Origin of the sequence: Craurococcus roseus, assembly GCF_039523795.1 — a bacterium.
In the GTDB taxonomy this organism is placed as follows: domain Bacteria; phylum Pseudomonadota; class Alphaproteobacteria; order Acetobacterales; family Acetobacteraceae; genus Craurococcus; species Craurococcus roseus.
On record NZ_BAAAFZ010000011.1, the window covers coordinates 61,409 to 86,427 of the forward strand.

Genomic DNA, 25,019 nt, shown 5'->3' on the forward strand with positions numbered 1-25,019 from the left:
CGCGCGGGCTCGGCCTCCGCGTCGCGCTGGAAGCCCCTCCCGCCGCGCCGTCCGACCCGGCGTGGCTCCGGGCCCTCGCCGCCGCCGACCTCGCCCTCTTTGCCAGCACCGAGGCGCGTGACGCGGCGTTGGCGATGGCGCTCCGCGCCTTGCCGCGCACCGCCACGCTCCGCGAGCGCTTCCGCGTCGGCGCCGCGGGCGCGGCGGCGTTGGGCGCCATCGCCTCCGACCTGCCGCGCACCGCCGCCGCCGGCGCGCCGGAGCCGGTGCGGCGGGTGTTCTACTGGGTCGGCCTCACCGTCACGCAGACCTTCAACACGGGCATACAGCGCGTGGCGCGCCAACTCGCCGCCGCCCTGGAACGCCGCGGGGTGGAAACGGTGCCGGTTAAATGGGATCCGGCCGCGCGCCGCATCGTGCCGGTTTCCGAAGAGGAAGCCGAAACCCTGGCCCGCTGGGACGGCCCGCCGGCGCGGCGGCGCCTGGCGGCGGTGCCGGAGCGGCTGGCCGGCGAGTGGCTCCTGCTGCCCGAGCTGACGATGGGCAGCCCCGTGCCCGAAGGCGGCCCGCTCGGCTTCGCGCGGCGCTCGGGGATGCGGACCGCGGCGGTGTTCTACGACCTCATCCCGGAGAAGATGCCGGAGGTCTACCCGCCCGTCGCGCTCGAAGCCATGCGCGCCTACTGGACCGACCTCGCTTCGGCCGACCTCCTGCTGCCCATTTCCTGGACCGCATCCGCCGACCTCGCCCGTTGGCTCTCCGGCAGGTCGCTGCCCTTGCCCGCCATCCTGCCCTGCCCGCTCGCCGGAAGCGCCGGGGGTCCGCGCGCGACCGAGCCGGCCGCCGCGCCGCCCCCGGGCGAAGCGCTGCGCCTGCTCGCGGTCGGCACATGGGAGCCGCGCAAGAACTACCCCCGCCTGCTGCGCGCCCTCCGCGACGCGCAGCGCCGGTCGTCGTCGGCGGCGCGCCGCATCGAACTGACCCTGGTCGGCCGCCGCTCGGGGTTCGCGGAACTCGACGCGGAGGTCGAGCGCCTCGCCGCCGAAACCGGCACCGAGTTGATCGACCACGCCGAGGAGGCGGAGCTGTCCCGCCGGTGGCGGGCCGCCCACGCGACCGTCTACGCTTCCTGGGAAGAGGGCTTCGGCCTGCCGGTGCTGGAAAGCCTGTGGCACGGCCGCCCCTGCCTTTGCCACCACGGTTCCGCCATGGCGGAGGTGGCTCCCGGCGGCGGCGCGCTGATGGTGGACATGCTGGACGAGGGCGCCGTCGCTTCCGCGCTGCGGCGCTTGGCGGAAGAGCCCGGCCTGCTCGACCGCCTGGGCGCCGAAGCGGTCGCGCGCCCCCTCCGCTCTTGGGACGGCTACGCGGAGGACATGGTGCTCGCGCTGTCCCGCGCCGGCGCCGCGCCCGGCTGGCCGCTGCCGGACGTGCTGCCCGCGCCCGCGGTCGGCGAGCGCCGCCCGCTCCTCACCTGCGCCATCACCACCTACAACCGCGCGCCCTGGCTTTCGCACAGCCTGCCGCTGCTGCTCGAAGCCACGCGGCCGTGGCGCGACGTGGTGGAGGTGGTGGTCTGCGACAACGCCTCCACGGACGCGACGCCCGACGTGGTGAGGCGCTTCGGGTTCGAGGCGCACCTCAGCGCCCACCGCAACCCCGCGAACGTCGGGATGCTCGGCAACCTCGGCGCCACCGCCCGGCACGCGCGCGGCGCCTTCGTGTGGCTGCTCGGCGACGACGACCTGCTGGTGGACGGCGCGATCGAGAACGTGCTGGAGGGGCTGGCCGCGCACCCCGAGGTCGAGATGGCGTACATGAACTACGCCTACACCACCTTCGACCGGCCGGAGCTGCTGCTGGACGCGGCCAACGTCATAGAATCGGCCACGCCGATCGCGCCCGGCGGGCCGAACCGCCGCGTGCCCGCGCTGCGCGAGGCGTCGCCGCTCAACGAGAACCTGTTCACCGCCATCTACGCCTGCGCCTTCCGCCGCGACCACGCGATCCGCGGCTACGGCCTGGACACCCGCGGCGCGCCCTTCACGTCGCTCCTCACCTGCGTGCCGTCCTCCGTCTACGCGCTGGCGGCGCTCCAGGACCGGCCGGCGTGGTGGGTGGGCGAGCCCGCGGTGGTGGTGAACATGAACGTGTCCTGGACGCGCTGGGTGCTGCTCTGGCACCTGGAGCGGATGCCGGACCTGTTCGACACGGCGGAGCGCGCGGGCGTGGCGCCCGCGGCGCTCGAACGCTACCGCGCGACCCACGCCAGGGAGGCGGCGCGCTGGCTGCGCGAAGCCTGGTTCGACGCCGAGGACGCGGTGCGCCGCAACGTCTCGGCGGCGCGGCTGCTGGAACGCTGCAAGCACCTGCCGGTGTTCCGCGAACAACTCGCGGGCGTGCGCCGCGCCTACGCGGAAGCTTGGGAGGCGGGGCGCGTTTCCGCGGACGGCGCGCCGCCGGGGGAACTCTTCGGGCGCTACGGCTTAGACGGGTGAGGGAGGCCGCCGAGCCTGGGCTTCGGCGTCCGGGGAACGGGACGGGGAGGGATGGCATGATCCGCAGCGGCCGCCGGCCGGAAGCGAGCGGGACCGTGCGTGCGCGGGGCGCGCGCCGCGGCGCCGGCCGCGTCGGGGCCTCGCTCGCCGCGCTGCTGCTCTTGGGCGGGTGCGGCGCCCTGTCGGGGTGGTCCGCCAAGCGCGGCGCTTCGCCCTACCCGCAGGAAACCTCGGGAACGCCCCCGGGGCCGCCCCAGCCGCTGGATCGCGCCGCCACGGGCCTCGCCGACGCCTTGCTGGCGCGCGCCGGGGCGGCGCAGCAGCCGGGGAGCGGCCGGCGCCTCGCGCTGGTGGTGGACCCCTTCGTGGACCGGTCCACGGGCGACGAAACGGCGGCCACCCGCGCCGCGGTGGCCCGCATCACCGAGCACGTGCGCGCCCGCTACCCGTCCGTCGAACTACGCCCCCTCACCGCCGCCGGCGTCGCGGACATGCCGACCGTCCTGCTCGGGAGCATCTCCGGCGTCACCGGGACCGGCGCCGCGGCGCCCGCGGACGGGCAGCCGCGCGCCTACCGGATGCGGGCGGTGCTGGCGGACCCGCGCACCGGGCGCGTCCTCGACGCCGAAACGGCGCTGGTCCGCGCCGAGGACGCCGGCACGACGCCCGCGCCCTTTTTCCGCGACGCCCCGGGCTGGCTGCCCGACCCGGCCGTGGCGGCCTATCTCCGGACCGTCGGGTCCCGCCCCGGCGCGGCGGTGGACCCGATCTACGCGCAGGGCCTCACCGTGGGGGCCTTGGTGGCCGACGGCATGGTGGCCTACGAGGCCGGCCGCTACCGCGACGCGCTTGAGCGCTACGCCGAAGCCCAGCGCCTGCCGGCCGGCGACCAGATGCGCGTCCACAACGGCCTGTACCTGTCCACCTGGGCGCTCGGGCGCCGCCGCGAAGCGGAGGAGGCCTTCGCGCGCGTGGTCGATTTCGGGCTGCGGCAGGAGCGGCTGGCCGTGAAGTTCCTGTTCCGCCCCGGCTCCACCGCGTTCGTGCCCGACCCGGCCGTGAGCGCCCCCTACGGCATGTGGATACGCCAGATCGCCGCCCAAACCCACGAGCGTTCCGCTTGCCTGCTGCTCACCGGGCACGCGAGTCCGACGGGGACGGCCGCCGTGAACGACCGGCTGTCGCGGGGGCGGGCCGAATACCTGAGGGCGCGGCTGGTGGCGCAGCGCGCGAGGCTGCGCGAACGGACGCGGGCGGCGGGCGTCGGCGCGCGCGAGCCGCTGGTCGGCACCGGCGCGGACAACGCGTCGGACGCCCTCGACCGCCGGGTGGAGTTCGCCCCGCTCCTCTGCGCCAACCTCGACGCCGCGGCGGACGCCGTGAACAGCCGCGCGGGGTCGGGCGCGCCCGGCCGCGTCCCGCTGTAGACGGGCCGTTGCGGCTCCTGCGCGGCCCGCCCGGCCGAATCGCCTCGGCGACGACCCGCGGAACGTGCCCGCCGCCGCGGCCGCTAGGGGCGGGCGCGGCGCCCGGACGGGCGGCACCGGCCCCGTGACGGCCGCCGGTCCCGCGGCGCCTCGCCCCGTCGTCCTGTACGCCGCCGAGTCGCTGTTCGGCGCCCGGACGGGCGTGGGCCGCGCGGCGCTGGAGGTGGCGCGCGCCGTGCTGCGGCAGCCGGGGTTGGCCGAGTTGCACCCGGTGATGGGCGGACGCCTGCTGCCCGGGGCGCTGTTCGACGCGCCGCCGGAGGCGCGCGCGCCCGCCGCGGCGGCGCGCCGCCCTTGGCGCGACCGCGTGGCCGCCCTGCCCCTGGCCGGCGCCGTCGCCGTGTCCGCGGCCGAGGCGCTCACACGGCGGTCGATGCGGCGGGCGGCCGCGGCGGCGCTCGGGGCTTCCGGCGGGCGGGCGCTGCTGCACGAGCCCAACATGCTGCCGCGGCCCTTCGACGCGGGCCCCACCGTGTCCGTGGTGAACGACCTGTCCTGGCGGCGCCACGCGGACGCACACCCCGCCGACCGGCTGGCCTGGATCGACCGCCACCTGCCGCGCGCCCTGCGCCAGGTGTCGCGCTGGGTGGCGATCTCGGAATTCACCGCGGACGAGTTCGCGGACGAGTTCGGCCTGGACCGCGCCCGCATCGCCGTGGCGACGCTGGCGGCCGGGGACGCCTTCCGCCCGGTCGGCGCGGACGAGGCGGCGCCCGTGCTGGCGGCGCACCGGCTGGCGGACAAGGGCTACGTCCTCGCGGTCGGCACCTTGGAGCCGCGCAAGAACCTGGAGCGCTTGGCGGCGGCCCACGCGCTGCTGCCTGCTGCGCTCAAGCGCCGCGCGCCGCTCGCGCTGGCGGGCGGCATCGGTTGGGGGGGCGTGGAAGCCGGGCCGGCGCTCGCACGCGCGATGGCGTCCGGCGACGCGCGCCCGCTCGGCCGCGTGGACGACGCGGAACTGGCGGCGCTCTACGCCCGCGCCGCCGCGGTGGCCTACCCCAGCCTCTACGAGGGCTTCGGCCTGCCGGTGCTGGAAGCCATGGCCTGCGGCGCGCCGCTGGTCCACAGCGCCACCACGGCCGTCGCCGAAACCGCCGGCGCCGCCGGGATGCCGGTGGACCCGCTCGACCCCGAGGCGATCGCCGCGGGCTTGGCGGCCGTGCTGGAGGACGCCGCGCTGGCGGCGCGGCTTCGCGCGGCCGGGTTGGAGCGGGCGGCGGAGTTCAGTTGGGCGGAAACGGCGCGGCGGGTGGCGGCGGTGTGGCGGGACGCGGCGGGCCTCCCCTGACGCGCCGCCGCCGGGGCGCCATCCCCCGCCGCCTCCGCCGGTGGGCCTTTCCGCCGGCGTGGCGCCGCGAACACGCGGTTGCAGCCTCGCGGCGAACAGCGCGGACGGGTTGTTGACGCGCGGGCGTCGTGCCGCCTTCATCATCTCCGCCCGGGCATGGAGGCCGCCCGGCGGGCGAGGCGTCTGGGACAGGAAACGAACGACCATGTTTGATCGGCGGTTGGGGGCGGCCCTCGTGGCAGCGGCGCTCGCGGCGGGCGGCGAGGCCGGGGCCTCCGGCTACGCGCTCCGCGAGCAGAGCGCGGTCGGGCAAGGAACTTCTTTCGCCGGCGCCACGGCGCGCGCGGACGACCCTTCCTTCATGTTCTTCAACCCCGCGGCGGTGGGCTGGCTCCAAGGCTACCAAGCCGCGGTGGTCGGCAGCTACATCCGGCCCGAATCAACGGTCGACAGCGGCTTCGCCAACCGCACCGCCATCCTCGGCGGCTCGCCCATCACCGGCCAGCTCGGCGGCGACGCGGGGCTGAACGCCTTCGTGCCCGCCGTCTACACCAGCGCGCAGCTCTCGCCCGAATGGGCCGTCGGTCTTTCGGTGACGAGCCCGTTCGGCCTGGTGACGAAGTACGACAACGACTTCATCGGGCGCTACCACGCCCTCACCTCCACGCTGCGCACGATCAACGTGGCGCCGACCATCTCCTACCGTCCGGTGCCCTGGCTCTCGTTCGGCGCGTCATTGCAGGTCCAGCACGCCTACGCGCGCATTTCGCAGGCGGTGGACTTCGGCGCGGCCGGGGCGCTGGCCGGGCTCGGCCCGTTCGGCTTCGCGCCGGGGCGGTTCGACGGGCGCGGGACCGTGCGGGGCGACGACATCGCGGTCGGCTGGACGGTGGGCGCGGTGTGGGAACCGGCGGACGGCACGCGCGTCGGCCTGTCCTTCCGCTCCGCCCTGTTCCACAAGCTGGAAGGGGACGCGTCCTTCCAAGGGGCGCCGGGGCCGCTGGCCGCCTCGCCGAACTTCCGCAACACCGACGCCAAGGCGAAGCTGACCACGCCGGAGATGCTCTCCCTCGGCTTCGCGCAGCGGGTGGGCGAGCGCTGGACGCTGCTGGGCGACCTTTCCTGGACCAACTGGTCGCGCTTCAGGGAATTGCGGGTGGACTTCGAGAGCGGGCGCGCGCCGTCCGTGTCGGAGCAGAACTGGCGCGACACCTGGTCCCTCGCGCTCGGCGTCGAGTACCTCGTGGCGGACGGGCTGCGGGTGCGGACGGGCGTCGCCTACGACCAGTCGCCCGCGCGCGACGCCTACCGCACGCCGCGCATCCCCGACAGCGACCGCTATTGGCTCTCGGCCGGCGCCAGCTACCAAGTGCTGCGCAACGTGGAACTGACGGCGGCCTACACGCACATCTTCGCCGACGACGCCAAGGTGCGGCTGCGGGACCGCGGGCCGGGCACCACCGAGTTCCTGCGCGGGAACCTCGACCTGAACTACAGCGCCAGCGTGGACATCTTCGCGGTGCAGGCGCGGCTGATGTTCTGACCGGCGGGACTGCGGCGGTTCACGGCGCCGCCGGCAGCCGGCCCGCGTCCCGCCGCTGTTCGTAGGCTTTGGCGTGGAGGAACGCCGCCTCGTGCAGTTCGTCCGGCACGCCGGCGCGCCGCGCGGCGTCCAGCAGGAAGCCGAGGATGTGGTCGGCCTCGATGCGCCCGCCAGCTTCCATGTCGCGCAGGATGGAAGCGGAGTAGGCGCTCGCCGGGTCCGAGAACACCGCGCGGTACTCCGCCATGAAGGCGTCGCGCATCCGATGGCCGTGGAAGGCCGAGATGGCGGCGTTGCGCTCCAGCACGCGGAGCAACAGCGCTGCGCCGCCGGGAGCGCGGACGATCTCGCCGACATTGGCGCGCATCAGCACGGTGCAAACAGCGCTGGTGCCGAGGTGGACCAGCTTCTCCCACAGCCGGAACGCGATGTCCGGCACCGCCGCCGCGACCATGCCCTTCGTCCCCGACGCCGCTTGCGCGAGGGCTTCCACGCGCGGGCTCATGCGCCCGTCCATCTCGCCGAAGGTCAGGTACCGCCAATCGTTCAGGTGCCGCACCGTGCCGTCCGGCGCCAGGGTCGCCTGGATCTTGGCGATGCCGCCCAGCACGCGCTCCGCGCCGAAGGCGCGTTGCAGGGCCTCGATGTGGGACACGCCGTTCAGCACCGGCAGCACGGCGGTGCGCGCGTCCACCGCCGGGCGGACGGCGGCTATGGCGTCCTCCAGATCGTAGGCCTTGCAGGCCAGGAGCACCACGTCCCACCCCGGCGCGGCCTCTCCCGGCGAAACCAACGGCACGGGCCGGCGCAGGGCGCCATAGGGGCTTTCGATGGCGATGCCGTCCCGCTCCAACTGGGCGCGGCGGCGCGGGCGGACGAGGAAGGCCACGTCGGCGCCCGCTTCCAAGAGCCGCCCGCCGAAGTAGCCGCCGAGGGCGCCGGCCCCGAGGACCAAGATCCGCATCGTTTCCCGCTCCGTTCCGCAGCGTGCACCCTACACCACGTCCGTGGCGCGCGCCGGCATGGCCGGCGGATAGGCCGACGCCGATCCGGGCGTACGCCGCGGCGTCGGCGGTGGGCCGCTGCGCCCCGGCCGGCCCACCCCTTCGATTCGGGGGCATTCCGTCCGGCCGCGCGGCGTGCCATCGTCGCCCGACGAATCGGTCGCACGGGAGCACGCCATGATCCGAACCCAACGCATCAGGCCGACGCTGCGCGCCTTGTGCGGAGGCGCCGTTGCGCTCCTCGCCGGCGTCGCAACGGCAGCGGCGCAAGAGCCGACGCCGGAGGCGATCGTTGACGCCATGGAGAAGGTTTCCGGCACCCACGCCGGCAAGCGCCGCAGCGGCGCGAAGGGCGTTTGCGCCGCCGGCGAGTTCGTTTCCACCGGCGCCGGCGCGCGGCTCACCAAGGCCTCGCTCCTCCAACCGGGCGCCCGCGTGCCGGTGACGGCGCGCTTCTCGAACGGCGGCGGCAACCCGCGCGCACCGGACAACGCGCCCGCCGTACGCGGCATGTCGCTCGCCTTCGCGCTGCCCGGCGGCGACAGCTTCGAGATGGTGATGATCAACGCGCCCGCCTTCGGCGCGAGCACGCTGCCGAGCTTCATGAAGCTGCTGGAGTCGCGGGCGCCTGACCCGACGACGGGCCAGCCCGACCCGCAGCGCATCGCCGCCGCGGACCGGGAGAACCCGGAATGGGCGGTGCAGCCCAACTACCTGCGCGCCAATTCGCCGCCCTCCAGCTACGCCACCGCGCCCTACTTCAGCGTGAACAGCTTCGTGTTCCAGAACGCCGCCGGGGAGAAGCGGCACGTCCGCTGGACCTTCGAGCCGGTGGCCGGCCGGGCGGTGCTGACGCCGGAAGAGCGCGCGGCGCGCGGCGCCGACTTCCTCCAGGACGAGTTGCGCGGGCGCGTGGGCCGCGCGCCCGCGGAATGGCGCATGATGGTGGTGCTGCCGCGCGAGGGCGACCCGCTGCTCAGCGCCACCGCGATCTGGCCGGCGGACCGCGAGCAGGTCGAGGTCGGCCTGCTGCGCATCACCTCTGTCACGCCCGCCGGCCAGCCCGGGGAGTGCGACCCGATGATGTTCAACCCGACCCTGCTGCCCGCCGGCATCGAGCCCTCCGATGACCCGATGCTGAACATACGGGCGCCGGCCTACGCCGTGTCGCTGTCGCGGCGCTTGCAGTAGGGGCGCGGGCTACTCCAGCCGGCACGCCTCGTCGAAGGAGAGGCGCGGGCTGCGGTCGAACAGCCCGCTCGGGTCGCCGTAACCGAGGTTGACCAGGAAGTTGGAGCGCCAGTCCGTGCCGGCGAAGAAGGCCTGGTCCACCTTGGCGTTGTCGAAGCCGCTCATCGGCCCGGTGTCGAGGCCGAGCGAGCGCGCCGCCATGATGAGGTAGGCGCCCTGTAGGGTGCCGTTGCGGAAGGCCGTGGTTTCCGCCAAGCGCTCGTTGCCGGCGAACCAGGAGCGCGCGTCGGCGTGCGGGAACAGGTACGGCAGCCGGTCGTAGAACTTCAGGTCGTGCGCGACGATGCACACCACCGGCGCCGACATCGTCTTTTCCATGTTGCCGGCGGAAAGCGCGGGCCTGAGCTTCTCCTTGCCCTCCGGCGTGCGGAGGAACACGAAGCGCCCCGGCATCCCGTTGGCGCTGGTCGGTCCCCACTTCAGCAGGTCGTACAGCTCTTGCAGCGTGGCGTCCGGGACCGGCCGGTCCTGCCACTTGTTCTGGGTGCGCGCGCTGCGGAAGAGCTGGTCGAGGACGCGCGCCTCCAGCGTCGGGGCGCCGGAAGGCAGGTCGGGCGCGGCGCGCGGCGCTCCGGCGGCGGCGCCGTCGTCAGGCATCCACCTGCTCCACGGCCACCACCTCCGGCACGTAGTGGCGCAGCATGTTCTCGACGCCGTGCTTCAGCGTGGCGCGGGAAGAGGGGCAGCCCGAGCACGCGCCCTGGAGGTGCAGCCGCACCACGCCGTCGCGGAAGCCGCGGAACACGATGTCGCCGCCGTCGCCGGCCACCGCCGGGCGGACGCGCGTGTCGAGCAGATCCTTGATCTGGTCCACGATCTCGGCGTCGGCCGGGTCGAAGTCGTCCTCGCCGCCTTCGTCGCCGCTAGCGTCTCCGCCCTCCAGCACGGGCAGCCCGGACATGAAGTGGTCCATGACGGCGCCCAGCACCTGCGGCCGCAGGCTCGACCAATCGGCGTCGCCGCCCTGGGTGACGGTGACGAAGTCGGAGCCCAGGAACACCCGGGCCACGCCGGGCAGGGCGAAGATGCGCGACGCGAGCGGGCTGCGCGCCGCGGCCTCGGGGCTGGCGAAGTCGGCGGTGCCGCTCGCGCCCATGACGTCCCGCCCGGGGATGAACTTCAGGGTGGCCGGGTTGGGCGTGGATTCGGTTTCGATGAACATGGCGTCGGTCCCGAAAAACTTTCAGGACCCATGTGGTCCGCTTTGGAGCGCGGCGCAACCGTGGCGGCCGGTTCAGGTCACCCGTTCCAGGGCGTCGTCGTCCATGGTGCCGGGCACGATGGTCATGGGCACCGTGACCTTGCTGGCGTAGCGGCTGGTGAGCGCCGTTATCAGCGGCCCCGGGCCGCCCGTGGCGGCGGACGCGGCCAGGATCAGGATCGAGATGCGCGGGTCCTCGGCGATCAGCGCCAGCAACTCGTCACGCGGGTCGCCCTCGCGGATCAGCAGGATCGGCAGGCCGCCCGTCATCTCGTTCACCTGGGCGGCGAGGCCGGAAAGCAGCCGTTCCGCTTCTTCCCGGCCCTCCTCCTGCATCAGCGCGCCGACGCCCGCCCACTCGGTCTGGTCGGCCGGCTCGATCACCCGCAGCAGGGCGACCCGGCCGCCGCTCTTCCGGGCGCGCAAGCAGGCGTACTTGAGGGCCACCGCGCGCTCCGGGCTGTCGTCCACCACCACCAGGAAGACGCGGTCGCGGACGGCCGAGGCGGCCGCCTTCTCGGTCGTCCCCGTATCGCTCGGCATCATCCCCTCCGGAACAGGACGCTGCCGAACCAGCCCGCGAAGGCCGCCAGCAGCACGCACACCACACCGTAAACCAGCGGCTGGGCCTGCGCGACGGTGGCGATGCGGTCGGCGACGCCCACCCGGTCCACGCGGAACTCCAGCTCCTGGCGCGCATGGATGCGGCGCGAGCGGACGAGCAGCACCTCCACCTTGTAATCGCCCGTGGGCACCGTGGCCGGCAGCGGAACCCGCACGTGGAACAATCGGTTGGCGCCGATCTCCACCGTGGCGGCGTCCTCCAGCCAAAGGCCGGACTCCTTCTCCAAGGCGAGCAGCGCGGCGCGGAAGTTGGGGCTGCGCGCGCCGGTGCTGCTCAGCGGCAGCGCGTCCAGGCCGAGGCCGTTGTTCTGCCGTTCCTGCTCGGGCAGGATCTGCCAAGCGGGGCGGGTGCCGGCGATGGCGTAGAAGCCCGGCACGCCCGAGAACCGCGCGGAGGGGCCGTTCACCCAGAGCACGCCGAGCACCCGGACCTTCCGCCGCACCACCACCGGCCGGGTGGGGCCGCGCACCACCACCAGTATCTCGTCGCCGCCCGGTCCGATCGCCGCTTCGGTGGCGCCGAACACCAGCAGGTCGGCGCCGGTGAACCCGGTGCTGACCTCGATCTCGCGGTCCGACAGGTCGGCCACCAGGGGCGCTTCCTGCGCCGCCGCCCCGCCGGCAACGACCGGCGAACCCAACAGCGTGAGGAGCAGGACGAGCAGCTTGGTCAAAGCGCCGGGCCTAGGCTGAACAGGTTGCCCGGCGGCCGCACCAAGCCCCACAGCAGGCTCGCCGCCACGCCTAGCACCATCAAGCCGAGCAGCGCGCGCGTCTCCTCGCCGCGCAGCCGCGTGCCCATCGCGGCGCCGAACTGCGCGCCCGCCACGCCGCCGCCCAGCAGCAGCATGGTCAGCAGCAGGTCCACGCTGCCGACCTGCAAGGCTTGCAGCAGGGTCACGTTGGCGGCGACGAACACCACCTGGAACAGCGACGTGCCGATCACCACCGCGGTCGGCATGCCGATCAGGTAGATCATGGCCGGCACCAGCATGAAACCGCCGCCCACCCCCATCACCGCCGAGAGCACGCCGATGCCGAAGCCCACCAACGCCGGCGGGATCACGGAGATGTAGAGGCGCGACTTGCGGAAGCGGGCCTTCAGCGGCAGCCCGTGCATCCAGTAGTGCGCGTGCAGGCGGCGGCGCACCGCGCGGCGGCGGCGCATGATGGCGCGGGCCGATTCCATAACCATCAGCACGCCCACCGTGCCCAGCACCACCACGTAGAACAGCGAAACCGCCGTATCCACCTGGCCGATCCGGCGCAGCAGCGCGAAGAGCTGCACCCCGGCGAAGGAGCCGAGCAGCCCGCCGGCGAGGAGCACCCCGCCCATCTTCGCGTCCACGTTGCCGCGCCGCCACTGCGCGATGAGCCCCGACACGCTGGCGCCCAGCGTCTGGTTGGCGCCGGACGCGACGGCCACGGCCGACGGGATGCCGATGAGGATCAGCAGCGGCGTCAGCAGGAAGCCCCCGCCCACCCCGAACAGGCCCGAAAGCCAACCCACGCCGAAGCCGATGCCGACCAACAGGAAGGCATCGGCCGACATTTCGGCGATGGGCAGGTAGACCTGCATCGCGGGTTCCGGAGCGGGTGCGGACAAGGACGGCGGCGCGCGACCGCGCCCGGCCCCGCGAAACGACGCGCGGCGCAGGTACGAACCCGGCGTGGCGGAATGATGGCCGAAACCGCACGCTCCCGGCCCGGCGCGCGAATTGGTTGAACCGTTGCACTGCCAACGCGTTCGGGGAGCACGAGCGCAACTCCGAAAGGGATTTCTATGCAGCGTACGGTATCAACGGCCGACACCATGGCGGGAACAACGGCGGCCTACGGCGCGCCCGAGGGGGCGCCCGCATTGCCGCCCCGCATTTCCTGGGGCGCGGTGATCGCCGGCGCGGTCGTGGCGGTGATCGTCGGCCTCATGCTGAACGTGCTCGGCGTCGCGGTCGGCGCCAGCGCGGTGGACGCCACCAGCGGCGACACGCCGTCCGGCAGCACCTTCGGCATCGTCAGCGGCATTTGGCTGCTGGTGGCAAACCTGATCGGCCTCGCGGTCGGCGGCTACGTCGCGGCCCGCTTCTCCGGCACCGCCGACGACACGGACGGCATCCTGCACGGCCTCTCGGTTTGGGGCATCGGCTACCTGATCTCGGCCGTGCTGCTCGGCAACATCATCGCCGGCACCGCCAGCACGGCCTACCAGGGCGCTTCTTCCATCCTGGGCGGCGTCGCGTCCGGCGCGGGCCAAGCGGCCTCCGCGGCGGCCGGCCCCGCGCAGCAGGCGGTGCAGGGGATCAACCCGCAGGCGCTCATCGAGCGGGCGCGGACGGCCCTCCAGACGGGCGGCGACCCGGCCCGCATGACCAGCGAGCAGCGCAACGCGGAGATCGGCACCCTGGTGACCCGCCGCTTGACGGAGGGCAACCTGCCCCAGCAGGACCGGGAGCGGCTGAACCAACTGGTCGCGGCCGAGTACAACATCTCGCCCGACGAGGCCCAGCGGCGCGTCGCGCAGGTCGAGCAGCAGGCCGTCAACACCGCCCAGGAAGCGGAGCGGCGCGCCCGCGAAGCGGCCGACGCGGCGGCCACCGCCAGCGCGACCGCGGCCTACTACGTCTTCGGTGCGATGCTGCTCGGCGCCATCGCGGCGGTGCTCGGCGCCCGCGTCGGCACCCGCAACGTCCACACGGTCCGGCGCACGGCCTGACCGCGAACGGAAGGGGGGCTCCGGCCCCCCTTCCCAATTCACCCCTCAGCGGCTGCCGGTGCCGTCCGCCGCCCCGGGGTCGTCCAGCACCTCCGGCGTTTCCGCCGTCGCCAGGCCGAGCTCGGCGTCGCGGTTCTGCCGCCACAGGCTGCGCAGCCGGGCGTAGGGGTCGAGCGAGTTGGTCCGGATTTCGTCCAGGGCTTCGATGTTGCGCTCCCGCTCGTCCAGCCCGCGCGCCACGAGGCGCCCCGCGTTCGCCCCGAAGGGCAACAGCCAGTTCACCGGGTTCATGAAGCCGTCGCCGACATCGCCCGCCAGTTCCCGAGGCGTGAACGGGCCGGCGAAGGGCAGCATCAGGTAAGGCCCGTCCGGCAAGCCCCAGGCGTAAAGCGTCTGCCCGAAATCGATCTCCTGCCGCGGCGGCCCCCCGACGGGTTCCAAGTCGAAAAGGCCGCCGAGCCCCAAGGTGGAGTTCACCGCGAAGCGCATGACGGAAGTGCCGGCCGCCACCGGCCGGCCTTGCAGCAGCGCGTTGGCGGCGACCCTCGGCTCGTTCAGGTTGTCCAGCGCGTTCCGCACCCGCCTGCGGGCCCAAGGCCCGACCGCCCGGCGGTAGAACTCCGCGGCCGGGCGGTAGAGCGCGTCGTCCACCTTGAAGTTGAAGCCCAGGATTCGGCGGTTCGTCGCTTCGAACGGATCGCCTGGCGCGGTGGGTGCCTGGGCGCCAGCTGGCGCGCCGTTCGGCCGGGCGGCACAGGCGGACAGCCCCGCCGCGGCGGAGAGGGCGAGCACGAGCGACAAGGCGACGGGACGGGGCATGGAGCGGGGGCGGCCATAAGGGGAGCCGCACGTCTAGCGCGCCGCTCGCCGCGCCGGCAGTGCCCCGGCGGCGTCACGGGCGACACGATCAAGGCTCCGGGTCCGGTCGCGGCGCCGCTCCGCGCCGCGTCCCCCGCCGCCCAGGCCGTTACCTCGCGCTGACGAAGTGCGCCTCGGCCCCGGGCACCGCGCCGACCGCTTGGTTGACACGGGAGCGCGCGCGCCCCGCGTTCACCTCCGCCTGCGCCTGCCCGCCCGCCGCCTCCACCTGGAGTTGCCGGATGCGGAAGAGGTCAAACAGCCCGGTCTCGCCCGCGTTGAAGGCGCGCCGCGCGAGGTCGAGTTGCTGGTTCGCCACGGCCAAGCGCCGGCGGGCGATTCGCGCCGCCTCCTCCGCCGCGCGCAGCGCCACCCGTGACGCTTCTATCTCGGCGTTGAGGAGCCGCAACCGGAGCGCCCGTTCGGCGACGGCGCGCGTCAGGTCCGCTTGCGCGGAAGCGGCGCGCGGGATGTTGCGCGCGTTGCTCGCCAGCGGCACGCGGACGCGGACGCCGAGGCTCGCCCCCAGATCGTTCACGCGCCCCGCGTCGTTGCGGCCGAACACGCCCACTTCAGGGTTGTCGCGCGGCGTCGCGGCCACCAGCCGCACCTGCGCTTCCGCCGCCGCGACGCCCGCGTTGGCGGCGAGCAGCGCCGGATGCACGCGCGGGGGAACGACGATGACGGCTTCCGCCGGCAGGTCCGGCTCGGCGCCGCCGGTGAGCACGCGGTAGACCGCGCGGGCGGCGATGAGCGCCGCTTCCGCCTGCGCGAGCCCCAACTCCGCCCCGAGCGTCTCGTTCTGCACCAGCAGCGAGTCGGTGAATGGGATGTCGCCTAGGTCGACGCGGCGCTGCACGTCGCGGGCGATGTCGCGCGAGGTGGCGAGCCGGTCCCGCGCGACCCGCAGGTCCCGGCCCGCGGACGCCGCGTTCCACAACGCTTCGCGCAGCAGGCCCGCGACCTCCAGCCGCCTGAGCAGCAGCCGGGCCTCGAACTCCTCCACCCCGGCCCTGACCGTGTCGCCGAGGGCCGCGCGCTGCCCCGGCAACCACACGGGCGCCGCGACGTCGAGGTTCGCCTCGTTGGCTTCGCCCGGCCCGGCGCGCAGGTTGCTGCGCCAGTCGCCGCCCACGGAGGGCGAACCCGGGATCGCCGACCGGACGAGGGCGCGCTGCGCCGCCACGGCGTCGCGCTGCGCCGCCAAGGTGCGGAACGCGGCGTCGATCGCCAGCGCTTGCTCCAGGTGGTTCGCAAGGGATGCGCGTTGCTGCGCTGCCGCCGGCAGGGGCGCCAGCAGCAGCGCCAGCAGCAAGAAACGTTTCATGCCCGCCCGCGCGCCGTCCCCGCGGGATGTCCGGAGGCCGTCATTCCGCGGCCACCGGCGCCGGCGCCGCGTGGCGCTCTTTCAAGGCGCGCTTCTCCGCGCGCGGCACCGCGAAGCGGTCGTAAAGGATGGGCAGCAGCACCAAGGTCAGCGTGGTGGCCGTCACCAAACCGCCGATGACCACGACAGCGAGCGGCCTCTGGATCTCCGCGCCCGGCCCGGTGGCGAAGAGGAACGGCACCAAGCCGAAAGCGGCGATGGTGGCGGTGAGCACCACCGGCGTCATGCGCCGCTTCGCGCCCTCCCGCACCGCGTCGTGCAGCGACATGCCCTCCTCGGCCAGCAAGCGGTTGATGTAGGAGATCAGCACGACGCCGTTCAGCACCGCGATGCCGATCAGCGCGATGAAGCCCACGGAGGCGGGCACGGACAGGAACTCGCCCGAGATGTACAGCGCCACCACGCCGCCGATGGCCGCGAAGGGCACGTTGCAGAACACCAGCGCCGCCTGCCTCACTGAGCCGAAGGTGAAATAGAGCAGCATGAAGATCAAGGCGAGCGCGATCGGCACCACGATGGCGAGCCGGGCGGAGGCGCGCTGCTGGTTCTCGAACTGCCCGCCCCACTCCAGCCGGTAGCCGGGCGGCAGGTTCACGCGCTGCTCGACGGCGGCGCGCGCTTCGTCGACGAAGCCCACCAGGTCGCGGCCCCGCACGTTCGCCAGAACGGTGGCGTAGCGCTGGGTCTGCTCCCGGATCACCTGGATCGGCCCTTCCTCCTCCTCGATCTTGGCGACTTGGGACAGCGCCACGGTGCGCCCGCCCGGCAGCGCCAGCACCACGCGCTGCAAGTCGGCCGCGGAGCGGCGCAGGGCGCCTTCGCCGCGCAGCATCAAAGGTATGCGCCGCTCGCGCTCCAGCACGATGCCGACATCCCGCCCGTCCACCCAGACGCGCAGCGCCTGCTGCACGTCGCGCACGCTGAGGCCGAGGCGGCCGACGGCGAAGCGGTCGATCTCCACCTTCAGGTACTTCAAGCCGTCGTTCCGCAGCGCGAACACCTCGCTGGAGCCCGGGATGCCGCGCACCACCTCTTCCACCTCTTGCGCGATGCGGTTGAGCTCCGGGAGGCCGAAGCCGAAGACCTTCACCACCACGTCGCCGCGGGCGCCGATGATCATCTCCTGCACGCGCATGTCGATCGGCTGGTTCACCGCGTAGGAGATGCCGGGGAAGCCGTCCAGCACCTTGCGGACTTCGTCGATGACGAAATTGACGTCCTTGGGCTGGCGCCACTCCTCGCGCGGCGCGACGGCGAGGAACAGGTCGCTGTCGTTCAGTCCGACGGGGTCGATGCCGAGTTCGTCGGCGCCGGCGCGGCCCATGATGCCGCGCACCTCCGGCACCTGCTCCATGATGAGCCGCTGTATCACCAGGTCCGTCTCGGCCGCCTCGTCCACGCCGATGGTCGGGTGCTTGCGGATCGTCACGACCGGCGTCCCCTCGTCCATCACCGGCATGAAGGTGGAGCCGATGCGCGTGTACAGCACGCCGGCCAGCACCAAGCCCGCCACCGCCGCGCCGCCGACCTTGAGCGGGTTGACCATGGCCCAGGCGAGGAAGGGGTCGTACACGGAATGGAGCTTGCGGACCAGCCAGGGCTCCTTGCCGCCGCCCCCCGCCTTCAGCACCGTCGCCGCGAGGGCCGGCACCACCGTGATCGACAGCAACAGCGCGATGCAGAGCGCGAAGGCGATGGTCAGCGCCACCGGCGCGAAGAGCCGGCCCTCCAGCCCTTGCAGCGACAGCAGCGGCAGGAACACCGTGACGATGATGACCACGCCCGAGACGAGCGGCACCGCCACCTCCCGCACCGCCTCCGCGGTCATGCGGAGCCGCGCCTGGAGGTCCGTGCGGCCGTGCGCGTGCGCGAAGCGGTGCGCCACGTTCTCCACCACCACCACAGCGCAGTCCACCAGCAGGCCGATGGCGATGGCGAGGCCGCCCAGCGACATGATGTTGGCTGAGAGGCCGTAGAGCCGCATCACGCCGAAGGTGGCCAGCACCGCCAGCGGCAGCGACAGCGACACCACCAGCGCCGCGCGCAGGTTGCCGAGGAACAGCAGCAGCAGCACCACGACCAGCGCCAGCGCTTCCAGCAGCACCTTCTGGACGGTCCAGACCGCCTTCTCGATCAGGTCGTTGCGATCATAGAAGATCTCGATCCGCACGCCTTCCGGCAGCGTCTTCTGCACCTCGGCCAAGCGCGCCTTGGCGCCGTCCACCACGGTGCGGGCGTTGGCGCCGCGCAGGCCCAGCACGATGCCCCAGACCGCCTCGCCCTCGCCGTTGCGGGTGACGACGCCGTTGCGCGCCAGCGCGCCCCAGCGCACGTCGGCCACGTCGGACACGCGCACCACGCCGGTCGGGTGGGCGGCGACGACGATGGCGCGGATGTCGTCCTGGGTGCGGATGCGCCCCTCGGCGCGCACCAGCAGCGCCTCCTCGCCGTCGCGCACGCGGCCGGCGCCGTCGTTGCGGTTGTTCTGCGACAGCGCTTCGGCGAGCATCGCCGTGGTGATGCCGCGCGCCGCCATCGCCGCCGGGTCCGGGGCGACCTCGTAGGTCCGCACGTACCCGCCGAGGTTGTTCACGTCGGCGATCCCGGGCAGGCCGCGCAGGGCCGGGCGGATCACCCAATCGAGGATGGTCCGCCGCTGCATGGGCGAAAGGCCGCCGCCCTCGACCGTGAACATCAGCATCTCGCCGAGCGGCGTCACCACCGGCGCCAAGCCGCCGGAAACGCCGTCCGGCAGCGTGTCGTCCAGGTCGTTCAGCCGTTGGTCCACCTGCGTGCGGGCCCAGTAGATGTCGGTGCCCGGCCCGAACTCGAAGGTCATCAAGGTGGTGGCGTAACGGGTGATGGAGCGGATGTTGACCAGGTTCGGGATGCCCCGCATGGCCAGCTCCACCGGGTTCGTCACCTGGGCTTCCAGCTCCTCCGGCGGCAGGCCGGGCGCCTGGATGGCGACCAGCACCTGGGTGGGCGAGACGTCCGGGAAGGCGTCGATCGGCAGCTTGCGGTAGGCGTCCACGCCCCAGACCAGGATGGCCATGGCGAAGAGGAAGGCGAGCAGGCGCTGGCGAAGCGCCAAGTCCACCAAGCGTCCGAGCATGGACCGTTCAGCCCCCGTAGACTTCGGTGAGTTCGGCGAGGAGGGACAGGATGCCGCGCGAGGCCACCCGGTCCTCCGGCGCCAGGCCGGCGCGGATGGAGGTCGCGCTCGGCACCTCGGCGATGACCGTCACCGGCCGCGCGATGAAGCCCTCCGGCGTGCGCACGAAGACCCAGGACTGGCCGGCGTGCCGCACCACGGACCCGGCGGGCAGGCGCCATTGCGGCGTGCCGTTCGGCTGCAGCGCGACGCTGGCGCTCACCACCTGCCCCGGCCGCAGCGAGTCGGTGCCCGCCCCCACCTCCACCGTGGCCGTGACGGATTGCGTCGCGGCGTCCACGCTGCGGCCGAGGCGGATCACCTCGCCCATCGCCGTGGTGCCGGGCACGCTGACGCGGGTGCCGGGCTCGATGGCGCGCGCCTGCTGCAACGGTACCTGGAGGTTGATCCAGAGCGGGTCGAGCTGGGCGACGCTGAAGAGCGGCGCCGAGGCCGCGACGCGCTCGCCGGGGCTCACCCGCAGTTCCAGCACCACCCCGTCCCGCGGCGCGCTGACTGTGAGCGACGCCGCGATCTGCCGCTTTTCGCGCAGGGTCCGGGCGTCCTCCTCGGCCATGCCGAGCAGGGTGAGCATCTGCTCCCGCTCCGCCAAGGTGGTGCGGGCGTACTCGTACTCCGCGCGGGTCGTCAGGAGGCGGCGCTCGGCGATGATCCTTTCCCGGGCCAGTTGCTCGTCGCGCTTCAATCGTTCCTCAGCGAGTTGCTCGGCCGCGAGCGCCTGGAGGTAGGTCCGTTGAACTTCCAGGAGGTCGGTGCTGCGCAGGCGCGCTATCGGCTGACCCGCGTGCACCACCTCGTTGGGCCCCACCAGCACCGCCTCGACCAGCCCGGCGGCGGGCGCTGCCACCACCAGGAGTTGCTGCGGCGGGACGACGACGGTGCCGGGCAGCACCGTTTGCGCGGTGCCGGCTTCCGGCTCCACGCGCGCCAACTCGATGCCGGCGGCGCGCATCTGCCGTTCGTCCATGCGGATCGGGACGTCCTTCTCGGCCGCGGGCGCCGGGAAGGGCGCGGCGGAAAGGAGCAACGCGGCCAAGGCCGCCCATAGCGCAGGCGCGAACCGAGAACGATCAGGCACGGATGAGCACCTCCCGAAAGGAGCCGAGGGGGGGGGAGACGCATGGCTCAGCGCCCGGACGACGCGCAATGCCGAACCGGGCTGCGCGCTCGGCTCAACAGCGCCCTCGGGGATGGGGCATGCCGCCTTGTGGCGGACTTCCGCGCCGGCCGATCTGGCGCAACATTGACCGAGGCTCCCCTTCTTTCAACCCCCGGCGGCATCGCCTAGGGATCACACCACCGTCGAGGAGACCGCCATGATCGTTTTCGTCACCGGGGCCACCGCCGGCTTCGGCCTCGCCATCGCCCGCCGCTTCGCCGCCGACGGCGCGCGCGTGGTCGCCGCCGGCAGGCGGCGCGACCGGCTGGACGCGCTGGCGGCCGAACTCGGGAAGGACCGCGCGCACGCCCTGCCGCTCGACGTGTCGGACCGGGACGCCGTGGCCGCGGCGGTCGCCTCCTTGCCGGGCGACTTCGCCGCGGTGGACGTGCTGGTGAACAACGCCGGCCTCGCCCGCGGCCTGGAGCCGGCCCAGAACGCCGACCTCGACGACTGGGACGCCATGGTGGACACCAACGTCAAAGGGCTGATGTACGTCACGCGCGCCCTGCTGCCGGGCATGGTGGAGCGGAACGCCGGGCACGTGGTCAACATCGGTTCCACCGCCGCCGAATGGCCCTACCCCGGCGGCAACGTCTACGGCGCCACCAAGGCGTTCGTCCGCCAGTTCAGCCTCAACCTCCGCGCCGACCTATGGGGCACCAAGGTGCGGGTCACGGACGTCGAGCCGGGCCTGGTCGGCGGCACCGAGTTCTCCAGCGTCCGCTTCAAGGGCGACGACGCCAAGGCCGCCGGCGTCTACCAGGGCACCGAGGCGCTGACGCCGGACGACATCGCCGACGCCGTGCATTGGGTGGCGACGCGACCGGCGCGGGTGAACGTCAACACGCTCCAGGTCATGCCCGTGTCGCAGAGCTTCGCGCCACTCCGCATCCACCGGGAGTAGCCTTGGACGGCTTCGTCCCGCCCTTCCCGCCCCGGCACACCGGCCGCCTGCCGCTGCCGGAGCTGCTGCGGCGGGCACGGCGCAACTTCCTCGAAGTCTGGTCCGCCGACCAGTTCGCGCAGGAGGCGATCTCCACCCGCGTCCTGGCGCAACCGATCCTGGTCTGCAACAGCCCTGCCACCGTGCAGGCCGCGTTCATCGACGAGGCCGCGGCGCTGGAGCGCAAGAGCCCGCAGATGCGCCACGCGCTGGAACCGCTCCTGGGCGACGGCCTGTTCATCTCGGACGGGCTGGTGTGGCGCGAGCGGCGGCGCGCGGTGGCGCCCGTCACCCACGCCTCGCGCCTCGCCGAACTCGCGCCGGCCATGTCGGTGGCGGCGGCGGAGCGCGCCGAAGCCTGGGCCGCGCTGCCTCCCGGCGCGCCGGTGGACATGCTGGCGCAGATGGCCGAGCTGGCGGCAGAGGTCATCTGCCGCACCCTGTTCGGCCGCCGCCTCGGCGCGGACGCGGCGCGCGAGGTGGTGTCGGCCTTCGCCCGCTACCAGGCCGTCGTGCCGCAGATCGACGCGCTCTCGCTGCTCGGCCTGCCGGATTGGCTGCCGCGCCCGCGCCCCTGGCGTCTGCGGGCGGAGGTGCGGCGCATCCACGCGGTGGTGGACCGCCTCATCGCCGCCGTCATGGCCGGGCGCGACGACGGGCTCTCGGTGGTCGGCGCCATGGCCGCCGCGGGCATGGACGCCGCGGCCTGCCGCAACGAAACCGCGACGCTGTTCATGGCCGGGCACGAGACCTCCGCCAATGCGATGGCCTGGGCATGGTTCCTGTTGTCGCAAGCGCCGGACGCCGCGGCGCGCCTGCGGGACGAGGCCGCGGCGGCACTCGGCGGACGCCCCGCGGCGTGGGAAGACCTGCCGCGCCTGCCCTTCGCGCGCGCGGTGGTAGAAGAAACGCTGCGGCTCTACCCGCCCGTGCCGCTGCTGGCGCGCACCGCGTCGGCACCGGTGGACATCGCCGGCCACGCCGTGCCACGCGGCGGGATCGTGCTCGCCGTGCCGTGGCTCCTGCACCGCAACCCGCGCCTGTGGGACAGGCCCGACCACTTCCTGCCGGAGCGCTTCCTCGCCGGACGGCCGGTGCGCCACGCCTACATCCCGTTCAGCCTCGGCCCGCGCGTCTGCACCGGTGCGCAATTCGCGCTCGCCGAAACGGTGATCTGCCTGTCCACCCTCGCGCAGCGCTTCGCCCCGCGCCTCGCGCCCGACGCGCGCGTCGCGCCAGTCTGCCGGTTGACGCTCCGACCGGGCGAAGCGCTGCCGATGCTGCTGGACCGCGCCCCCGCCTGAGCGCGCCGCTCAGACCGGCCGGTCGCCCTTCTCCACGGTGAGGGTGCGGCTGTCCACGCCCGGCAGCATCTTCGCCGGGTCGCGCGTGACGACCACGTCCACCACCGTCGGCGTGTCGGTGTTCGCCAGCCCCTCCCGCACCGCGTCCGCGATGCGCCCCGGGTCCTCCACGCGGATGCCGCGGCAACCCATGGCGTTGGCGATGGCCGCGTAGTCCATCTCCACCAGGTCCGAGGACTGGTACTTCCCCTCGCCGTACACCGCGTGCTGCAACGCCTTCACGTAGCCGCTCGCCGCGTTGTTCACCACGAACACCACGCACGCCGCGCCGACCCGCCGCGCGGTTTCCAGGTCGCCCAGCGTCATGTTGAAGCCGCCGTCGCCCGTCAGCGCCGCCACGCGCCGCTTCGGCCCGACGCCGAGCTGCGCGCCGATCGCGCCCGGCAGCCCGTAGCCGATGGAGGCGAAGCCGCGGTCCGGCACGTAGTGCCGCCCGGCGCGCTTCGTCTCGTAGAGCAGCCCGGTCCAGTGGCCCGCGAAGCCGCCGTCCGCCACCAGCACGCCGTCCTCCGGCATCAGGCGGTTCAGCTCCGCGATGAGCCGCGCGAGGTTGATCGGCCGCTCCGCGCTTTCCAGCCGGTCGCGCGCGCCCTCGCGCCAATGCGCCATGCGCGGGGCCACGGAGGCGGCCCAGGCGGCGCGGCCGTGGCGCTCGCCCGCCAGCGCGTCCGAAAGGTCGTCCAGCCCCGCCGTGATGTCGCCCCACAGCGCCACGTCGCAGCGGCTGGTGCGCCCGAACTCCTCGGCCAGCATGTCGAGATGGACGACGGGCACGCCTTCGGGCAGCAATTGGAACCGCTTGGTGGCTATCTCGCCCAGCTTGCAGCCCGCCACGACGAGCAGGTCGCTTTCCGCGATCATGTCGTTGGCGATGCGGCTGTAGCGCCCGAACAGCCCCGCGTTCAACGGGTGCGAGCAGGCCAGCGCCCCCTTGCCGCCGATGGTGTGCGCCAGCGGTATCGCCTGCCCCTCGACGAGCCGCGCGCAGGCCGCGTAGCCCGCGCCGAGGTGGACCCCGCCGCCCACCAGCAGCATCGGCCGCTCCGCGCGCGCGACCATGGCCGCCGCGCGCGCCACCTCCGCCGCGTCCGGCCGGGCGCGCAGCGCCGGGACGCGGGTGGTGCGCTCCGGCACCTCGAACTCGGCGGGCGAGAACCCGTGCTCGCCGTGCGCCACGTCCTCCGGCACCGCCAGCACCACCGGGCCGGGCCGCCCCGCCGTCGCCACCGCCAGCGCGCGGCGGAGCAGCTCCGGCACGCGCCGCACGCTTTCGACGCGGATCAGCTCCTTGGCGGCGGGCCGCAGGATCTCCGTCTGCCGCGCCTCCTGGGTCATGTTCTTCCAGGCGTGGTCGCGGTTGGCGTCGCCCACGATGGCCACCAGCGGCACGCCGGCGTTCAGGCTCTCCACCAGCGCCGTGGTCAGGTTGGTCGCGCCCGGCCCGAGCGTCGCGTCGCAGAAGCCCACCCGGTTCGTCACCCGCGCGTAGGCGTCCGCCGCGAAGGCGCCGGTGCGCTCGTCGTTGATGAGCGTGTGCCTGAGGCCCAGCGCCCGGCACGCCTCGTAGAAGGGCAGGAGCTGGAAGCCGCCCATGCCGAACACCGGCCCGGCGCCGGCCGCCTGGAGCATCCGCGCCAGGGCCTCGCCGCCCGTCATGCGGACGGGGGCCGAGTTGGTCGCGTCGGTCATGCCCGGTGCCTCTCCCCCCGAGCGGCCGCGAGCAGCGACAAGGCGGCGGGCGCGCCCATGCCCTCCAGCAGGCCCAGGCGCGCCGCCGCGGCGTTCACCCGGCTCAACACCCCGTCCGCCGCCGTGCTGCGCCCGTCGCCGATGCGCGCGCTGGCGGCGGAGACCGTCGCGGCCGCGACCCCCCGCGCGTCGAGCGCCGGCAGCCGCGTGGCGCCCGGCCCGGCGGGGCCGAGCCCGGCGTCGTTGAACAGCGCCGCGAAAACCTCGACCTTGGCCGCCGTCTCCGGCCGCCCGCCGAGGACGTTGCCGTGGCTGCCGATGGCGGCGACGGCGCCCCGGTCCGCCTCCTCGAGCAGCGAAGCGCTGTCCAGCGCCCACACCGGCGCGGCGCCGAAGCCCTCCAGCCGGAAGCGCGCCTCCCGCGCCGGCGGCGGCCGCGCCGCGGCAGGCGGGGCGCGTTCGAGCAGCAGCGCCGCCGCTTCCCGCACCGCCATGCCCGCGCGCAGGCCCAGCGCCTCGGCGGCGGCGTTGACGCGCGAAAGGACGCCGCGCGCGAAGCAGTCCGCGCCGTCGCCGATCACCGCGCTCCGGTGGTCGATGGCGGCGGCCGGCACCGCCAGCGCGTCGAGGTAGTGCAGTCCGGCGACGCCCGCGCCGTCCTTGCCGATGCCCGCGTCGTGCAGCACCGCGCCGCGCAGCCCGGCCTTGGCGCAGAGGTAGGCCGCGTAGACCCCGCCGTGCGAGGCGCCGACGCAGACGCGCCCGGCGGCGTCCGGCCCGAAGCGCGTGACGCTGTCCACCACCAACGGGGCCTCGCCCTCCGCCGCCATCG

General features: G+C 74.1%; 20 protein-coding genes. 8 read left to right on the forward strand and 12 right to left on the reverse strand.

Annotated elements, in window-relative coordinates:
* The 4 genes from ABD067_RS06345 to ABD067_RS06360 form a co-directional block, all read left to right on the forward strand.
* On the forward strand, nucleotides 1-2,498 hold a 2,498-nt coding region (locus ABD067_RS06345), incomplete at its 5' end, for a glycosyltransferase (RefSeq protein ID WP_343894353.1).
* 56 nt (nucleotides 2,499-2,554) lie between these two features.
* Nucleotides 2,555-3,925, forward strand: coding sequence for a hypothetical protein (locus ABD067_RS06350; RefSeq protein ID WP_343894354.1), 1,371 nt, complete (start codon nucleotides 2,555-2,557; stop codon nucleotides 3,923-3,925).
* 124 nt (nucleotides 3,926-4,049) lie between these two features.
* Complete coding sequence (locus ABD067_RS06355; RefSeq protein ID WP_343894355.1) at nucleotides 4,050-5,273, forward strand: glycosyltransferase family 4 protein; 1,224 nt, start codon at nucleotides 4,050-4,052, stop codon at nucleotides 5,271-5,273.
* 205 nt (nucleotides 5,274-5,478) lie between these two features.
* On the forward strand, nucleotides 5,479-6,816 hold the full coding sequence (locus tag ABD067_RS06360; RefSeq protein WP_343894356.1) for an OmpP1/FadL family transporter: 1,338 nt from the start codon (nucleotides 5,479-5,481) through the stop codon (nucleotides 6,814-6,816).
* Nucleotides 6,817-6,835: 19 nt separating this feature from the next.
* On the opposite strand, the gene ABD067_RS06365 is transcribed toward ABD067_RS06360, so the two are convergent.
* The gene (locus ABD067_RS06365; RefSeq protein WP_343894357.1) at nucleotides 6,836-7,780 is read right to left on the reverse strand and encodes a ketopantoate reductase family protein; all 945 of its coding nucleotides are present in this window, start codon (nucleotides 7,778-7,780) and stop codon (nucleotides 6,836-6,838) included.
* A 217-nt stretch (nucleotides 7,781-7,997) separates the two neighbouring features.
* On the opposite strand from ABD067_RS06365, the gene ABD067_RS06370 reads away from it, so the two are divergent.
* Entirely contained in the window at nucleotides 7,998-9,011 is a 1,014-nt protein-coding gene (locus ABD067_RS06370) for a catalase family peroxidase (protein WP_343894358.1), read from the forward strand.
* Between the two features lie 9 nt (nucleotides 9,012-9,020).
* On the opposite strand, the gene ABD067_RS06375 is transcribed toward ABD067_RS06370, so the two are convergent.
* From ABD067_RS06375 to ABD067_RS06395, 5 genes are all read right to left on the reverse strand, one after another.
* Nucleotides 9,021-9,668 carry a malonic semialdehyde reductase gene (locus ABD067_RS06375; protein WP_343894359.1) on the reverse strand — a complete coding sequence of 216 codons (648 nt, stop codon included), beginning with the start codon at nucleotides 9,666-9,668 and terminating at the stop codon, nucleotides 9,021-9,023.
* Nucleotides 9,661-10,233 (reverse strand): NifU family protein, encoded by a 573-nt coding sequence (locus ABD067_RS06380; RefSeq protein WP_343894360.1) that lies wholly within the window; start codon nucleotides 10,231-10,233, stop codon nucleotides 9,661-9,663. The genes ABD067_RS06375 and ABD067_RS06380 overlap by 8 nt, the downstream gene beginning before the upstream one ends.
* Before the next feature lie 72 nt (nucleotides 10,234-10,305).
* Nucleotides 10,306-10,818, reverse strand: coding sequence for a universal stress protein (locus ABD067_RS06385; protein WP_343894362.1), 513 nt, complete (start codon nucleotides 10,816-10,818; stop codon nucleotides 10,306-10,308).
* On the reverse strand, nucleotides 10,815-11,570 hold the full coding sequence (locus ABD067_RS06390; protein WP_343894364.1) for a TIGR02186 family protein: 756 nt from the start codon (nucleotides 11,568-11,570) through the stop codon (nucleotides 10,815-10,817). The genes ABD067_RS06385 and ABD067_RS06390 overlap by 4 nt, the downstream gene beginning before the upstream one ends.
* Nucleotides 11,567-12,475 (reverse strand): sulfite exporter TauE/SafE family protein, encoded by a 909-nt coding sequence (locus ABD067_RS06395; RefSeq protein WP_343894365.1) that lies wholly within the window; start codon nucleotides 12,473-12,475, stop codon nucleotides 11,567-11,569. The genes ABD067_RS06390 and ABD067_RS06395 overlap by 4 nt, the downstream gene beginning before the upstream one ends.
* Nucleotides 12,476-12,709: 234 nt before the next feature.
* Here ABD067_RS06395 and ABD067_RS06400 point away from each other — a divergent pair, with 234 nt between their 5' ends.
* Entirely contained in the window at nucleotides 12,710-13,609 is a 900-nt protein-coding gene (locus ABD067_RS06400; RefSeq protein ID WP_343894366.1) for a hypothetical protein, read from the forward strand.
* A 45-nt stretch (nucleotides 13,610-13,654) separates the two neighbouring features.
* Here the strand turns inward: ABD067_RS06400 and ABD067_RS06405 are convergent, their stop codons facing one another.
* The 4 genes from ABD067_RS06405 to ABD067_RS06420 form a co-directional block, all read right to left on the reverse strand.
* Complete coding sequence (locus ABD067_RS06405; RefSeq protein WP_343894367.1) at nucleotides 13,655-14,428, reverse strand: MlaA family lipoprotein; 774 nt, start codon at nucleotides 14,426-14,428, stop codon at nucleotides 13,655-13,657.
* A 148-nt stretch (nucleotides 14,429-14,576) separates the two neighbouring features.
* Nucleotides 14,577-15,794 carry a TolC family protein gene (locus tag ABD067_RS06410; protein ID WP_343894368.1) on the reverse strand — a complete coding sequence of 406 codons (1,218 nt, stop codon included), beginning with the start codon at nucleotides 15,792-15,794 and terminating at the stop codon, nucleotides 14,577-14,579.
* Between the two features lie 40 nt (nucleotides 15,795-15,834).
* Nucleotides 15,835-18,969, reverse strand: a complete 3,135-nt coding sequence (locus ABD067_RS06415; RefSeq protein ID WP_343894369.1) for an efflux RND transporter permease subunit — start codon at nucleotides 18,967-18,969, stop codon at nucleotides 15,835-15,837.
* A gap of 7 nt (nucleotides 18,970-18,976) precedes the next feature.
* Nucleotides 18,977-20,107: an efflux RND transporter periplasmic adaptor subunit gene (locus ABD067_RS06420; protein WP_343894370.1), complete on the reverse strand. Its 1,131-nt coding sequence runs from the start codon at nucleotides 20,105-20,107 to the stop codon at nucleotides 18,977-18,979.
* A 238-nt stretch (nucleotides 20,108-20,345) separates the two neighbouring features.
* Between ABD067_RS06420 and ydfG the strand changes: the two genes are divergently transcribed.
* Complete coding sequence (gene ydfG / locus ABD067_RS06425) at nucleotides 20,346-21,095, forward strand: bifunctional NADP-dependent 3-hydroxy acid dehydrogenase/3-hydroxypropionate dehydrogenase YdfG (protein ID WP_343894371.1); 750 nt, start codon at nucleotides 20,346-20,348, stop codon at nucleotides 21,093-21,095.
* Nucleotides 21,096-21,097: 2 nt separating this feature from the next.
* Entirely contained in the window at nucleotides 21,098-22,438 is a 1,341-nt protein-coding gene (locus tag ABD067_RS06430; protein WP_343894372.1) for a cytochrome P450, read from the forward strand.
* 9 nt (nucleotides 22,439-22,447) lie between these two features.
* On the opposite strand, the gene ABD067_RS06435 is transcribed toward ABD067_RS06430, so the two are convergent.
* Both ABD067_RS06435 and ABD067_RS06440 read right to left on the reverse strand, forming a co-directional pair.
* Nucleotides 22,448-24,187, reverse strand: coding sequence for a thiamine pyrophosphate-binding protein (locus ABD067_RS06435; protein ID WP_343894373.1), 1,740 nt, complete (start codon nucleotides 24,185-24,187; stop codon nucleotides 22,448-22,450).
* The gene (locus tag ABD067_RS06440) at nucleotides 24,184-25,017 is read right to left on the reverse strand and encodes a hypothetical protein (protein WP_343894374.1); all 834 of its coding nucleotides are present in this window, start codon (nucleotides 25,015-25,017) and stop codon (nucleotides 24,184-24,186) included. Before ABD067_RS06440 ends, ABD067_RS06435 begins: the two co-directional genes overlap by 4 nt.
* Between the last annotated feature and the right edge of the window lie 2 nt (nucleotides 25,018-25,019).